The sequence below is a fragment of the Prauserella oleivorans genome, from assembly GCF_042685745.1.
Lineage (GTDB): Bacteria > Actinomycetota > Actinomycetes > Mycobacteriales > Pseudonocardiaceae > Prauserella_A > Prauserella_A oleivorans.
In genome coordinates this window covers 1,764,469-1,777,986 of sequence record NZ_JBHUNT010000001.1, presented here as the reverse complement: position 1 = coordinate 1,777,986, position 13,518 = coordinate 1,764,469, and the positions used below count along the sequence as shown (strand labels likewise).

Annotated in this window: 12 protein-coding genes and 1 pseudogene; 4 read left to right on the top strand and 9 right to left on the bottom strand. The window is 66.9% G+C overall.

Annotation, left to right across the window (positions count from 1 at the left end; translation table 11 throughout):
• Positions 1 to 49: 49 nt before the first annotated feature.
• A complete protein-coding gene (locus ACFSZT_RS08815; RefSeq protein ID WP_110341486.1) occupies positions 50 to 1,195 on the top strand; it encodes an acyl-CoA dehydrogenase family protein in 1,146 nt (381 codons plus the stop codon).
• 236 nt (positions 1,196 to 1,431) lie between these two features.
• Here ACFSZT_RS08815 and ACFSZT_RS08810 read toward each other — a convergent pair whose 3' ends face one another.
• Both ACFSZT_RS08810 and ACFSZT_RS08805 read right to left on the bottom strand, forming a co-directional pair.
• On the bottom strand, positions 1,432 to 2,007 hold the full coding sequence (locus ACFSZT_RS08810; protein WP_110341488.1) for a TetR/AcrR family transcriptional regulator: 576 nt from the start codon (positions 2,005 to 2,007) through the stop codon (positions 1,432 to 1,434).
• Between the two features lie 64 nt (positions 2,008 to 2,071).
• On the bottom strand, positions 2,072 to 2,446 hold the full coding sequence (locus ACFSZT_RS08805; RefSeq protein WP_369973573.1) for an oxidoreductase C-terminal domain-containing protein: 375 nt from the start codon (positions 2,444 to 2,446) through the stop codon (positions 2,072 to 2,074).
• 74 nt (positions 2,447 to 2,520) lie between these two features.
• On the opposite strand from ACFSZT_RS08805, the gene ACFSZT_RS08800 reads away from it, so the two are divergent.
• On the top strand, positions 2,521 to 2,802 hold the full coding sequence (locus ACFSZT_RS08800; RefSeq protein WP_110341490.1) for a hypothetical protein: 282 nt from the start codon (positions 2,521 to 2,523) through the stop codon (positions 2,800 to 2,802).
• A gap of 390 nt (positions 2,803 to 3,192) precedes the next feature.
• Here the strand turns inward: ACFSZT_RS08800 and ACFSZT_RS08795 are convergent, their stop codons facing one another.
• On the bottom strand, positions 3,193 to 4,101 hold the full coding sequence (locus ACFSZT_RS08795; RefSeq protein WP_110341492.1) for an IS5 family transposase: 909 nt from the start codon (positions 4,099 to 4,101) through the stop codon (positions 3,193 to 3,195).
• A 364-nt stretch (positions 4,102 to 4,465) separates the two neighbouring features.
• Positions 4,466 to 5,274, bottom strand: a protein-coding gene (locus tag ACFSZT_RS08790; RefSeq protein WP_377478151.1) for an IS5 family transposase whose coding sequence is annotated in 2 segments (ribosomal slippage) — positions 4,466 to 4,932 and positions 4,932 to 5,274 — 810 coding nt in all. Because the reading frame shifts where the segments join, the coding sequence is not laid out codon by codon here.
• A 195-nt stretch (positions 5,275 to 5,469) separates the two neighbouring features.
• Here ACFSZT_RS08790 and ACFSZT_RS08785 point away from each other — a divergent pair.
• Together ACFSZT_RS08785 and ACFSZT_RS08780 are read left to right on the top strand one after the other, a co-directional pair.
• Entirely contained in the window at positions 5,470 to 6,714 is a 1,245-nt protein-coding gene (locus ACFSZT_RS08785; RefSeq protein WP_110341587.1) for an IS256 family transposase, read from the top strand.
• 560 nt (positions 6,715 to 7,274) lie between these two features.
• On the top strand, positions 7,275 to 7,619 hold the full coding sequence (locus tag ACFSZT_RS08780) for a hypothetical protein (RefSeq protein WP_146240090.1): 345 nt from the start codon (positions 7,275 to 7,277) through the stop codon (positions 7,617 to 7,619).
• Here ACFSZT_RS08780 and ACFSZT_RS08775 read toward each other — a convergent pair.
• The 5 genes and pseudogenes from ACFSZT_RS08775 to ACFSZT_RS08755 all read right to left on the bottom strand — a co-directional run bounded on the left by ACFSZT_RS08775 (position 7,614) and on the right by ACFSZT_RS08755 (position 13,488).
• Positions 7,614 to 7,880 (bottom strand): hypothetical protein, encoded by a 267-nt coding sequence (locus ACFSZT_RS08775; RefSeq protein WP_110341494.1) that lies wholly within the window; start codon positions 7,878 to 7,880, stop codon positions 7,614 to 7,616. The genes ACFSZT_RS08780 and ACFSZT_RS08775 overlap by 6 nt on opposite strands.
• Before the next feature lie 39 nt (positions 7,881 to 7,919).
• Complete coding sequence (locus tag ACFSZT_RS08770; protein ID WP_110341496.1) at positions 7,920 to 8,876, bottom strand: C40 family peptidase; 957 nt, start codon at positions 8,874 to 8,876, stop codon at positions 7,920 to 7,922.
• Between the two features lie 3 nt (positions 8,877 to 8,879).
• Positions 8,880 to 9,785: pseudogene (locus tag ACFSZT_RS08765) on the bottom strand (replication-relaxation family protein).
• 264 nt (positions 9,786 to 10,049) lie between these two features.
• Positions 10,050 to 12,593 (bottom strand): helicase HerA domain-containing protein, encoded by a 2,544-nt coding sequence (locus ACFSZT_RS08760; RefSeq protein ID WP_110341500.1) that lies wholly within the window; start codon positions 12,591 to 12,593, stop codon positions 10,050 to 10,052.
• A gap of 49 nt (positions 12,594 to 12,642) precedes the next feature.
• Positions 12,643 to 13,488 (bottom strand): GP88 family protein, encoded by an 846-nt coding sequence (locus ACFSZT_RS08755; RefSeq protein WP_110341502.1) that lies wholly within the window; start codon positions 13,486 to 13,488, stop codon positions 12,643 to 12,645.
• Between the last annotated feature and the right edge of the window lie 30 nt (positions 13,489 to 13,518).

The following is a 13,518-nucleotide window of genomic DNA, read 5'->3' as shown; positions in this document are numbered from 1 at the left end:
ACACGTGCCCGCACCCGTTGGGGAATGAGCAACAGCGAAGGAGCATGCCATGAGCGAGTACCGCAGCCGGTGGACGACCGCTGATCTTGACGAGTTCCGTGATCTGGCCCGTCAGTTCTGCCGGAAAGAACTGGCCCCGAACCAGCAGCGCTGGGCCGAGCAGAAAAGCGTCGACCGGGAGCTGTGGACCAAGGCTGGAGAGATTGGGCTGCTGTGCCTGTCCATCCCGGAGGAGTACGGCGGAGGTGGTGGTTCGTTCGCGCACGAGGCCGTGCTGCTGGAAGAGCAGGCCGCCAGCGGCGACAGTTGCTGGGGTGTGGGGCTGCACAACGCGATCGTGGCGCACTACCTGCTCGCCTACGGCACCGAGGACCAGAAGCGGGCGTGGCTGCCTAAACTCGCCACCGGCGAATGGGTGGGCGCCATCGCCATGACCGAACCGGGAACCGGCTCCGACCTGCAAAACGTGGCGACGAAAGCGATCCGTGACGGCGATGGCTATGTGGTCAACGGCGCCAAGACCTTCATCACCAACGGCGGCCAGGCCGACGTGGTGATCGTGGTCGCCAAGACCGATCCAACCCTGGGTGCGGAGGGCATTTCGCTGGTCGTGGTGGAAACCGACCGCGCGGGATTCCGGCGCGGACGGGTACTGGACAAGGTCGGCCTGCACGGCCAGGACACCGCGGAGTTGTTCTTCGACGACGTCCGCGTCCCGGCCACCAACCTCCTCGGCACCACCGAGGGTCAGGGCTTCCTCCAGCTGATGCAGCAACTCCCGCAGGAACGGCTGCTCATCGGCATCACCTCGGTCGCCGCCCTGGAAGCCGCGCTGGAAGACACACTGTCTTACACCAAAACCCGGCAGGCCTTCGGCCGGCAGATCTTCTCCTTCCAGAACACCAAGTTCACCCTTGCCGAGGCCGCAACCGAGGCCCGAGTGTGCCGGGTGTTCCTCGACGACTGCATCAGCCGGCACCTCGACGGCGGCCTGGACGTGGCCACCGCAGCCATGCTCAAGTGGTGGTGCAGCGACCGAGCGATGCGGGTGATCGACAACTGTCTCCAACTCCACGGCGGCTACGGGTACATGAGCGAGTACCGCATCGCCCGCGCCTGGACCGACCAGCGAGTCCAGAAGATCTACGGCGGCACCAACGAGATCATGAAGGAGATCATCGCCCGCACGCTGTAACTCGACGTTCCCCGGGACCAGGTGCGCTGAAGCCGCAGCCGCCAGGGCTTCGGCGGCCAGTGGTCGGCGTCCTGCGGACACGTGAGCGACGACCCGCCCGCACGCTCGCCAACCCGTTTCGGCTCAGCGCGACAGCGCACCCGAGCTCCGAATGCTCCGTGACCGGCTGGTGCGATGGCACACAACGCGACTGGCCGGGTTAACCGCGGCGTCTGGCCCCCGGCTCTGGTCCGTCGTCAGCGGTAGCGTAGGGGTGTGCGGGTCCGGGAGGGTTGGCCGCCGAGCACTCGGGCGGCCAGCCAGGCGAGGCGGTCGGCAGTATGGGCCGGGGACTGTGCGGGTTGCATGACGTGGCTGAGGACTGTCCGGACGATCACATCGATCACCACGCTGACCTGCTCGTGTGTGAGGTCGGGCTGGTAGGTCGTCACACGCTGCGTGAGCATCGCTGTGGTCCGGGTGATCAAGGTGTTCGCCTGGGTGGTGAGCAGCGGGAGCAGTTCGGTGTCCGCGCCGTAGGTGGCGGAGGCGATCGCACGGAGCAGGAGGTTGCCGGCGGCGAGGTCCAGCACGTCGCGCACTGCGTCGTGGATCGCTTCGACGAGGTCGGTGGGGTGGCGGTCGAAGGCGTCCCGGACAACGGCGAGGAACTGGTCGAGGTGGTGGTCCACCATGGCGTCGGCCAGCGCGGCCTTGGAGCCGATCTCGTTGTAGACGGTCTGGCGGCTGACACCGACGTGGTCGGCCAGCCGCGCCATGGTAACCGCTGACCAGCCGCTGCGAGCCGTCAGCTCGATCGCCGCAGCGATGATCGGCTGGCGGTACTGGCCGCCGACCGTCGGTTAGGTGGAGAGGGTTCTGCCCATGGCCGCCATGTTAGGCGGCTGTGGTCGTGGTGGCCGCGAACGCGACCGCTTCCGCCCACGAGCCCCGGGCCGCGACGCGTCGCCGGTACTTCATGATCTCGCGTGGCCGGTCCACGGTGAACGCGCCGACGATCCGGTCACCGCGCCGGTACAGCGCGGTGAACCCCGCCTCAGCGGGCACGGCGACCACGACCTCCTCAGCGCGTGGGGTGCCGACGAACTGGATGCGGTGGCCGTACCAGTCGGACCAGAAGTACGGCACCGGTACCAGCGGGCGTGCGGCCGCTGGGTCGAGGGCGTGGCGGGCGGCGGCCGCGCCTTGCGCCACATCGCCCGCCGCATACACACCGGGCAGGCCGGTCGCCAAAGTGGCGTCACAGATCACTGTTGCCGTCTACAGTGTGATACAACATGTCGCTAGGTCAGCTTGGCAACACGACCCGGAAAAGAGGCAAGGAAGTGGACAAGGAACAGCACTTCGAGCTGCTCCGGGAGAGTGCGGCCAAGGTCAAGGAGCTCCAGGATCGGCTCCAGAGCATTCGTGATCAAGAGGCGGCGCTACAAGCCCAGCGAGTCACAACGCTCGAAGAGCTCAAGAAGGCCCGTGACGCGCGGTTCGAACGCATGACTGCGGCGATCGAAGACAACGTCCCGAAGGCGCAGGTCGCCCGCGAACTCGGCATGGACCGCACCAACCTCTACAAGCTGCTTGAAGGCAAGGACGACAACGCCGACGCGTGACCGCGTCGCATAATCGTCTGCGCAATGCTGGCTCGCGCAGGTCAGGATCGAGGCACCCGCCTTCATGCGTAGCCATGCCACTTGCTCGGTCGACTGGCGTCGTTGAGCGCGAGGAGGCTTGCGACAGCTGGCGAAGTTCAGCGACCGATAAGGAGGCCATCCTTGAATCTGTGGCTGCAAACCGCAACAGCGTTGGTCGCGGCGATCGGTGCGTTCGTCGGCGTGAAGCTGTCGGTTCGAGGCAACGACCGTGCGACGATCCAGCGGGAGATCGCCCGCACGTCGCGAGGAGTGGTGGCGTCGCTTCACATGGGCGGCCGAGTTGACCCTCGACGAGGCGGCGGTCAAGCGCGCAGCTGGACTCCGAGTGCTCACTCAGCTAGGAGCTGTTTAGGAATTGGTCTTGGTGAGGTTGCGTAGCCAGATGTCGATGGTGGCGACGTGGAGGGTGGCTTCGTAGCGGACGGCGAGTTTGTCGTAGCGGCTGGCGATGGCGCGGTGGTGTTTGAGCTGGTTGATGCCGCATTCGACGGCGTGGCGTTGCCGGTAGTGGTGGGGGTTGAAGGCGGGTGGGCGGCCACCGGCTGATCCGCGGGCGCGGCGGTGGGCAGTTTGATCTTTGGGGGTCGGGATCGTGGCCGCGATCCCGCGTGTGCGCAGGTAGGCCCGGTTCGAGCGGGAGGAGTAGGCCTTGTCGGCCAGCACGCGCCGTGGGCGTGTGCGCGCTCGTCCAGGTCCGGGCCGGGGCACCCGGATCGCGTCCAGCACGCTGGTCATCTGAGGGCTGTCACCGCGTTGACCGGCGGTGATCACCAGTGACAACGGTTTGCGTCCTTGTTCGCAGGCCAGGTGGATCTTCGTGGTGAACCCGCCCCGGGACCGACCGAGCGCGTGGTCGCCCGGCTCGTCGCCGGGCGGTTCGACCTGCTCATCGGGTCGGCGGCGGGCCCCGGACGCGTGCTGGTGGGCCCGATTGATCGTGGAATCCACCGACACCTGCCAGTCGATCAGCCCTGCCCGGTCGGCCCATGCCCACAGCATCGTGAGAATCCAGGGCCACACGCCCTCCCGTTGCCAGCGACGGAACAACTGATAGATCGACTGCCAGTGCCCGTACCGTTCCGGCACGTCCCGCCAGGGAGCACCGACTCGTACCCGCCACCGGATCCCGTCCAGCAACTGACGCCACGTCCACTTCGGCCGACGACCTGCCACGGGTCGAGGCGGCAACACACGCTGCAACGCCTGCCACTGCCGGTCCGTCAAGTCTTTACGCGCGCCCACCGATACGCTTCCCACCGAGGTCTCCGGATAGATGCTGATCTTCTTCGTCGTTGATCCATCTACCGGAGACCTCGCTACACCCACACACCAGGGCCCCTTCTTAAACAGCTCCTAGCCCTCTCTGAACTCTCGCAGCGGGATGAGCACTTGGTCCTCGACGCCTTTCCGGCGCGCGTGCTAGGCGAAACCGAACCTGACATGCCACCCGGTACAGCGGAAGAGCAAGTTGCGGCAGCACAACTGAGACTCGTACTCGACCGTGTACTTGGCGATACCACGCCTGACTACGTGCGCCGCTTGGCCGGCGAAAGCCACACCCTTAGATCCGCGGCCAGGCGGAACCGTCGGATCCACACTGCTATTCAGCTAAGAGCATGTCTCATTTCGCGAGTTTCTTGAAGCAGGTGAGGGCTGCGGCGAGAGTGAGGAAGGCGCAGAAGTGGTTGGCGTAGCGCTCGTAGCGTATGGTCAATCGTCGGTATCCGAACAGCCACGCGATACATCGTTCGATGACCCAGCGGTGCTTGCCGAGTTTCTGGCTGGATTCGATGCCTTTGCGGGCGATGCGCACGGTGATTCCTTGCTTGCGTACCCAGTCTCGGAGTTCGGCCTGGTCGTAGGCTTTGTCGGCGTGGAGCTTGTCCGGCTTGCGCCGGCGGGGCCCCCGCCGGGAGTTCACGGCGGGGATGGCCAGAATCAGCGGTTTGAGGGCGTGCGCGTCGTTGGTGTTCGCGGCCGAGATCGCGACCGCCAGCGGCAGTCCCGCCCGGTCGGACAGTGCATGGATCTTCGAGCCGGGTTTCCCGCGGTCCACAGGACTGGGACCGGTCAGAGATCCCCCCTTTTGGCCCTGACGGAGGCTCCGTCCAGGACCGCGCGGGACCAGTCGATCATTCCCTGGCTGCCGAGTTCATCGAGTACCGCGCGATGCAACCTGCGCCATAATCCGGCTTTCGTCCACTCGGTGAAGCGACGATGCGCGGTCGGGACCTTCACTCCGAAGCTGGGTGGCAGGTGTCGCCAAGCGCACCCGCTTGTCAGCACGAACACGATCGCGGTGAACACAGCACGATCATCCACGCGCGACCGTCCGCCTCCCTGCGGACGAACCTGATGCGCAGGGACCAGCGGTTCGACCAGTGCCCACAGCTCATCAGGCACCAACCGCCGCGACAACTCATCAACCACGAACCAAGATCATGCCCGCAACCCAACCAAGATCCAAACGAGACACGCTCTAAGCACACTCGCCAGTTCCATCGTCAGACTCAGCCTCATCGGCACTAGGCGGGGGACTGTAATTTCGTTGGTGTAACTCCTGAGGTGAAGGAGACATCTGTGACTGATGGGACGGGCAACGGCGGCGAGGCGAAGGCTCCGGCGATGGCGGATGGAGTGGACGATCAGCTGGTGCAGCAGCTGGCGGATCGGGCGCGGGCCGAGGGTCTGCAGTTGACCGGTGAGGGCGGCCTGCTGGCGATGCTGACCAAGAAGGTGGTGGAGTCGGCGTTGGAAGGCGAGATGGACGACCATCTCGGCTATTCCAAGCATGACCCGGCCGGCCGCAACGGCGGGAACTCTCGCAACGGCCGGCGCGGCAAGAAGGTGCTGACCGAGGCCGGCCCGGTGGAGATCGCTACCCCGCGGGATCGCGACGGCAGTTTCGAGCCGCAACTGGTGGGCAAGGGCCAGCGCCGGCTGACCGGGCTGGATGATCTGGTGATCTCGTTGTCCGCCAAGGGGCTCACGCATGGTGAGATCGCCGCGCACCTGGCCGAGGTGTACGACGCCGAGGTGTCCAAGCAGACCATCACCACCATCACCGACCGCGTGATGGACGGCATGGCCGAGTGGCAGAACCGGCCGCTGGATGCGGTGTATCCGGTGGTGTTCATTGACTGTGTGAATGTCAAGATCCGTGAGGGCAACGTCGCGAACCGGCCGATCTATCTGGCGCTCGGCGTCACCGTGGAGGGCACCCGCGACATCCTCGGGCTGTGGGCTGGCGAACACGGCGACGGCGAGGGAGCCAAGTACTGGCTGCGGGTCCTCTCGGAGATCAAGAACCGCGGCACAGCCGACGTGTGTATCGTCGTGTGCGACGGACTCAAGGGCCTGCCCGAGGCCATCGAAACCGTGTGGCCGCAAGCGATCACCCAGACCTGCGTCGTCCACCTCCTGCGCAACAGCTTCCGCTACGCCTCCAAGCGGGACTGGGCGGCGATCGCGAAGGACCTCAAGCCCCTCTACACCGCGCCCAGCGAGTCGGCGGCACTGGACGCGCTGGCTGCCTTCGGTGACAAGTGGGAGGCCCGCTACCCGGCGATCATCAAGCTATGGGAGAACAGCTGGGCGGAGTTCGTGCCGTTTTTGCAGTTCGACGCCGAGATCCGCACCGTGGTGTGTACCACGAACGCCATCGAGTCGATCAACGCGCGGATCCGACGGGCGGTCAAGGCCCGTGGCCACTTCCCGACCGAGGCCGCCGCGCTCAAGTGCGTCTACCTAGCGTTGATGAGCCTCGATCCCACCGGCACTGGGCGCAAACGCTGGGTCGCCCGTTGGAAGGCGCCGTTGAACGCTTTCGAGCTCACCTTCCCCGGACGCCTGACCACGAACAAGAAGTAGAACCGACAAGATCAGTTACACCAGCTTCTTGACAGACCCTCAGGCGGGTTCCTCGCCGCTACTTTGGTGCGCTGCCGCACTTAGCGGTTTCGTTGCTGCCGCAATCAGCTTCTCGATGTACTTCAAGTTCAAAGAACGAGAAACCAATCTCTGCAGACCGCAGAGAGCGTCGAGGCCCAATAACCTCGTCTGGTCTTCAGCAATAGTTGATACGACAGCACCCTGCCGCTCTGATCGGATCAAGTCTGCCGTTGCTGCTCGAAGCTCATGCGGCCGTAAGGGTGGCAGTTAACGCACAGGCAGTCGCAATCTTCGGGTTCAGGCACACCGACGGGTCGGACGGGGCGGCCAATCTTCATTCCCACAGTGCGTCGTGGGATCGGCCTTGGAAGAGGCAGCCACGGCGTACCGGGTGCGCGCCACCAACGGCTGAGTCCTTCAAGTGTGTACACGAGTCCGACGAGCGGACCGCAGGGATCAGTCGGCTCGTACCACATCGGCACGTCGTCCCGGTGCGGCGTTGTGCGGACCTCACCACTCGAAGGGTCTACCCACCCAAGGTGACCTCGGTTCAAGATCGTGACGAAGTTGGGCCACAGTTCGTGAGGGTTTCGCCCGGCCCAGTCACGAATCCGCTCAGCAATGAGACTCAAGCGCAGATCACTGTGGTAGGCGAAAACGCCACCACTGATCGGCACATACGGAAACTCACGATCCCCGATGATCACCTGGAACGTGCCTTCGACATCACACCGCGCAGCGCGTTTGAGCTGGGCGAGGTGATCCAGGGAGGCAACCAGGCTCTTCGAATCCAAGGTGCTCTTGACCTCGATGGCTGCGTGCACGCTGCGTGGGACGATCAGTGCTCTGCCGTTTCGCAGGACGCGATGCGGCGGCACCTATGAATCTGCGAACACAATGTCGTGCTGTTTGTGCGACGTACCATCCAAGTTCTGGACGGTTGCGCGCTGGATGATCGGGTAGCCACGAAAACGAGCCTGCAGCAGTTCCAACAGTGCTGCTTCCCGCTCTGACCGTGTGTCGTCTGGGTGAAGGTTTGCGCTGAGGTGGTACTCGTGGTCAAGCCGGACCACTTCTTCCAGCAAGGCGCGCCAGTCGCCTAGCGCTTCCAGCTCCTCTGACGACAGGTCGGTTTCCTGCTCCATGGCTCCCTCGGCTCCGCTCGAACTCACCGTACCGGCGCACTAGAGCCAAGGATCGACCGCAGGACGGCTCGCCGCGAGATAGTCGTCCCCGTTCCAGCGGTAGTTGCTGACCTGGACCGGCTGGCCGAAGGTCGGGGCGTGCACCATCTTGTCGGCGCCGATGTACAAGCCGACGTGGTGGACGTTGCCGGGTGTTCCGTAGAAGACCAGGTCGCCGGGGAGCAGCGGTTGGCCGGCGGGCACCAGTGGACCGGCGTTGTACTGGGTTTGCGCGGTGCGGGGCAGGTTGATGCCGGCGGCGTTGTAGGCGGCTTTGGTGAGGCCGGAGCAGTCGAAGCCGGCGTGTCCGCCGGCTGGTCCGTTGCCACCCCAGACGTAGGGCAGGCCGAGTTGGCCGCAGGCGAAGTTGATCGCCATGATCGCGGCCGGGTTGGGTGCCTGGATCTTGTTGCAGTCGCCGGTTCCGACGGTGGCGGTGCCGTAGCGTTTTGCTTGTGCCAGAACGCCGTTGACGTACTCCTCGGAGTGGTTGTAGGCGAACAGTGCCTTGCGGATGTCTTTCTGTGCTCCGGAATCGCACAGGTAGAACGCGGCGGCGTAGATGGCGTCGTGTGGGTTGTAGCGTGACGGTGGGTTGGCGCCTCCGGGCGGGATCGTGTGGCGTGTGATGACGCCGTCGAAGGTCGGTTTCAGGAACTGCATGGGGCCGCCGGCTCCCATGTGGTTCTCGCCTTCCTTGATGCCGTCGCCGGAGCCGCGGCCGTGTTTGGATTCGGCGTCGCCGATGGCGGCGAGGATTGTCCAGTCCAGCCCTGGGCACACGGTGGCTGCGGCTCGGTAGAGCGACAGGTAGTCGTTGGGGATCTCGGCGATCGCGGCCTGGCTCGGCTCGGTGCCACCGGTGCCGAACAGGGCACTGACGATGGCTTTGCCGACACCTCCGATGAGGATGGGGATGGCGATGATGGCCGCGACAGCGGCAACGGCGATCTTCATGGGTCACCTCCGGAAGCGGCTGGTGGGGAGCGGTGGTGGAAGTGGGTCCGGTGCGGCCAGTTCCGTGGACGCCTGCTGGGCCTTGGCCGCGGTCGAGGACGGCGCCGTGGTGGGCGGGTCTGTGTGGGGCCAGAGCTGGGCGAGTTCGGCGAGCCGCAGCCGGCCCGGCCGTCGTGACGCCGGGCCGGTAATCGGCAGCCACCGGGCGACGGCGGGGTCGTTCTCGCTGGCCACACCCGCGACATCTGCAGCGCTGGTGGCTACAGGCACGAGCGCGGGCCGGTCCAACTGGGACAGTGCGTCGGCGAGCGCCCTGCGCGCGGTGGTTTCGCGGCGGTTGGTGGGCAGCCACACCAGGACGGGTGTGGTGATTCCTGTTGCGGTGGCGAGCTTTTCGTAGCCGTGCAGCTTGCGGCCGAGCTTGCCGAGGTCCTCGGTGCCGAAGTCGAATTCGAGGAAGAACTCGATTTGGTGGCCGTCTTCGCGCCAGCGGCCGTAGGCGTCGGGGCGGACCATGTCGCCGAAGAGCCGGCCGCAGCGCAGTTCGGACTACCACGCGGTCAGGCGTCCGCGGGCACCGGGCTCCCGGCTCAGTGCGACGAGGCTCGTGAAGAAGCCGTTGACGCCCACGGTGTGCGCGAGTCGCAGGGAGTGGGCGATGCCGATGGCGTCTTCGTGGCGATAGCCGAGTTGTTTGGGGTCGAGACCGTCCTCGTAGGCGAGCGCCACGGAGCCGGCGATGTCGAGCACGTAGTGCATCGGGGCGGTGCCGGAGCTGACGAACGGCTGGAAGCGGTCGACGACGCGCCACTTGAACAGGTCGAGCAGGCGGTGGTTGGCCGCGCGCATGGTCGGGTAGCAGAGCTCGACGATCTGCTGGGTGGTGAAGACCTTGTGTTCGTTCAGCATCCGGGCCAGCCACCGGTCCCGGAGGGTGAGCCGCCCGGCGAGCTGGGCATGGTGCTCCCCGGTGGTGGCCGCCCGTGGTGTGGGGCGCTGGGGCATGTGCCCGCGCAATGCCCTCTGAGGCGTGGGATTCGAGATCATGGGTAGGCACCTCCCAGGCGTTGGCCGGAATGGGGAAGGCGAAGGGCAACGCATGCGGGCATCACCGGAGCGGACGTGCGCAGTCAGTGAGCCCGCATGCGTTGCGGGAAAACGGGATTCGGCGAGTCAGGCCGCGCGGCGCGGGTCCACAGTGGGCTGATCCGCGTGGCGCGTTGCGGCGTCGGCGTCGGTGACGGGCGGGCGCGTGTTGACCCTGGCAGCTTTGCGGATCGCCTTGGCGCGTCCGGGAATCGCGGGCGGAAGCTTCTCGGTCACCGCGGTGAACGGCGGTGCTTCCTCGCCACCCAGGACGAGCCGGGCGGCGACGTGGTAAACGCCGAGGTTGGACAGGTCGTGATCAGAAAGCCGCGGCATGGTGTGCCGCGAGAGTCGTTTCGCGTCCTCGGGGCTGGCGTTGAAGAAGATCTTGCTGCGGGCGTTGGTGCTGATGCCCTCTTCGAGCTCCTTCGGTAGCTGCCCGAGGTACTGGTGCGCCAACGCCATGGAGAGCCGGTAACCACGGGCTTCGGCGAGCATGTCCTCCAACGGATAGGCCAAGTTCAAGAAGTTGTGGCACTCGTCCACGTACAGCCCACAGTCGCGGCGTTGACGCTGCGGGACGCGGGCCCGGCGGGTGGCCGCTTGCCAAGTGCGGGCCACGACGATGGAGCCGACCAATCGCGCGGTTTCCATCCCCAGCGCGTCGCGAGCGATGCGCACCAGGCAGATCCCGCCGGTGTTGAGCACCTCGTCCATGTCCATAGTGGACGTTCCACCGGCGATGGCGGCGCGGACGAACGGGCGCAGCAGGAAGCCGCGGATTTTGTTCATCAGCGGCGCGATCACTTGTGCGCGGCTGGCTTCGGACAGGTCGTCGTACCAGGACCAGAAGCCCTTGAGGACCTCGTCGTCGATCTGGTCGCAGGCTCGTTGCCGGAACGCCGGCACGGTGAGCAGCTTGGGCAGGTCGACCAGGGTCGGCGTGCCGGGCATCGCGGTCAGCGTGAGCAGCCCGGCGCGGAGGATGTCGTCAGTGCGCGGCCCCCACGAGGAGGCGTAGATCCGGGAGAAGATGCTGACGAGGTTGTCGACCGCGCGGGCCTTGTCAGCTCCCTCCAACGGGTTGAGCACCGGCGGGCGGGCTCGGGAGTCGGCGTCGAACAGCACGACTTTCTCGCCCAGTTCCTCGGGCAGGCGCATGAGGATGTCGCTGACCAGGTCGCCCTTCGGGTCGACCACGACGACACCGCGGCCGGCCTCGGCGTCGGCCAGGATCATCCGGGCCATCAGCTCGGACTTGCCTGAGCCGGTGGCGCCGAGGATGTGCAGGTGGTGGCGGGCGTCGGCGACGTGCAGGCCGACCGGGCGAGAGTGCCCGGAGTCCGACAGCCCCAGGGGCTTGATCTGCTCGCCGATCGTGGCGATGCCCGGCGGGGGCGGCACAGCTTTCGCGCCGGCCCGCTGCAGGCCGGGTGTGGACTCGTCGATCGGCAGGTGCGCGATCGCGGCCAGCTCCGGGATCGACAGCAGGTCGCCCTTGCCCAGGCGGCGTTCGGCCAACACGGCAACCGGGTCGCGGCGGATCCGAACCCGGCGGTAGTAGTTGTGCTCGGAGTAGGCGGCGAACGCCGAGGCGATCGCGTGCCCGCGGCCCCGCAGCACCTCCCGCACCGCCTGGACCTCGCCCGAGGTGACGTCCTCGGGCACGGTGGTGGCCACGGCGTAGCGGATGCGGGTCTCGAACTGGTTCGCCCGCAGCTTCTCCACGACCGCGCGGTCCTGGGCGGCGTACTCCAGGCTGGTCTGCCGATCCAGGCCCGGTGTCCGCGTGCTGGTCGACCGCTTCGGGGTCTTGCCCGGCGTGATGGCGTCGAGCAGCCGGCCGACCAGGTGGACCGACCCGCCCGCGTGCACCCGCCGCGCCGCGCGCCGGGCTTTGGTCACCCGGTGGCCGGCGACGGGGCGGGCGAGGATCTGCACGCAAGCCCGCTCGTGCGGGCCGAGCCCGACCGGCGCGCCGAGCATCGCCCGGATCGGGTCGGCCGGGTGCTCGGTGCGGATCGGCAGCGCCTCCGAGCGGGCCAACCGCAGTTCACCGCCGGCCGCTTCGACGCGCCGGCCCGCTGCCGCCGTGGTCGGGATCGGCGGCTTGGCGAGGGTGGTGCGGGTGTGCGCGCCGGGCCAGGCGGCCTCGATCGCGCGCTCGACCATGCCGGGCGGCACCAGGCCGGGCACCCACAGGCGGATCTGCACACCGTCGTCGGTGAACGTCAGCTCGAAGGCCAGGTGCGGCTGCCCGCCGAAGCGGCGCAGCCAACCGGGACGCAGCAAGCCGACGAGGTTGGACCACACGGTGATCGCGCCCGTGGGGTCGACCGTCGGTGGCGCGAGCACGGTGACCAGGCGGGCATCGGTGGCCAGGCGCTGGTGGTAGCGGCGGCGCCACCGGCGCCGCGCGACGACCGCGGCGGTGACGACGACCGCGAGCACCGGCCCGACGATCGGGCCCCACGTGAGGGCAAGGTCGCGCAGGTGCGCCAGCACGTTCTCGAAGGCGCCGAGCGGGTCACGCAGGTAGTCGCCGACCGGTGACGCGAGCCCGTCCGCGGCCTGCTCGACCCGCGGAGGGACGAGGGCGGACAGGGGTGTGGCAGTGGTTGGCCAGGACATCGGGAACCTCCCCACGCAAAGCGGTCGACGGGACGGGCGCGAGCTGCGGTCACGCAGCGCGTGGCTGGTCGGCCTGCGTCGTGCTGGCCTCGGCCGTGGGCTGCTGGCTCTGGTCGGGACGGGTGTTGTCGACGACGAGCCGCAGGTGCCGGCGGCCTCGGCGGGCGGCGCGGTCGGCGTCGACCTCGGCTTGCCACTCGGAGAACCGGCGCCCGGCCAGCCGCTTGAGATAGGTGGGAATGCGGTTGGCCGGCACACCGACCAGCCGCGGGCCCAGGACCGCGAGCAGGTCGCTGGCTTCCTGCGAGGCCCAGCCCGCCTCGGCGATCGCGGACTCGTCGGGAAACACATCCGCGACCCGATCGACGGCAGGATTCAGCGCGACATCCTGTGTCCCGCCATACGAGTAGACCCACAGGAAATTCGGCGGCGGGTCAGGCTCGACCAGCGTCCGGAACCGGGACACCTCTTTGGTGTAGGCGTAGAAATTCGTGTCAGGTCGAACCCGGCAAATATCCAGCCATGCCTGAAGATAGGAGTCGGAAAAGAAATCACCGCTGTCGTGAATTCTGATCCACGCGCCGCAGAACTTGGCCGCGCCGAGTTCGGCGACCATCGCGGCCTGCCAGCCGGCCAGATCGTCGAGGACGTACATCAGGTTCGCCTGGTGCTTGGCGCGGACGACCGGCCAGGTGTAGGTGCCGTGCCGCGCGTAGCACGCCTGAGCGCAGATTCCAGCGCTGAGACAGGTGTTATAGGTACGACCATCGGGCAGTCGCCCGGCCCAGGCCGGCAGCGACCAGTTCCACACGCCGATCTGACGCATCTCGCTGTTTTGCGTCAGCAGCCGAGCGGGCCGGCGAACAGTGGCGGAAATGGGCAATGACGTAGACATGGGATCCCCTAGGTGCGATTCGATGTGAAC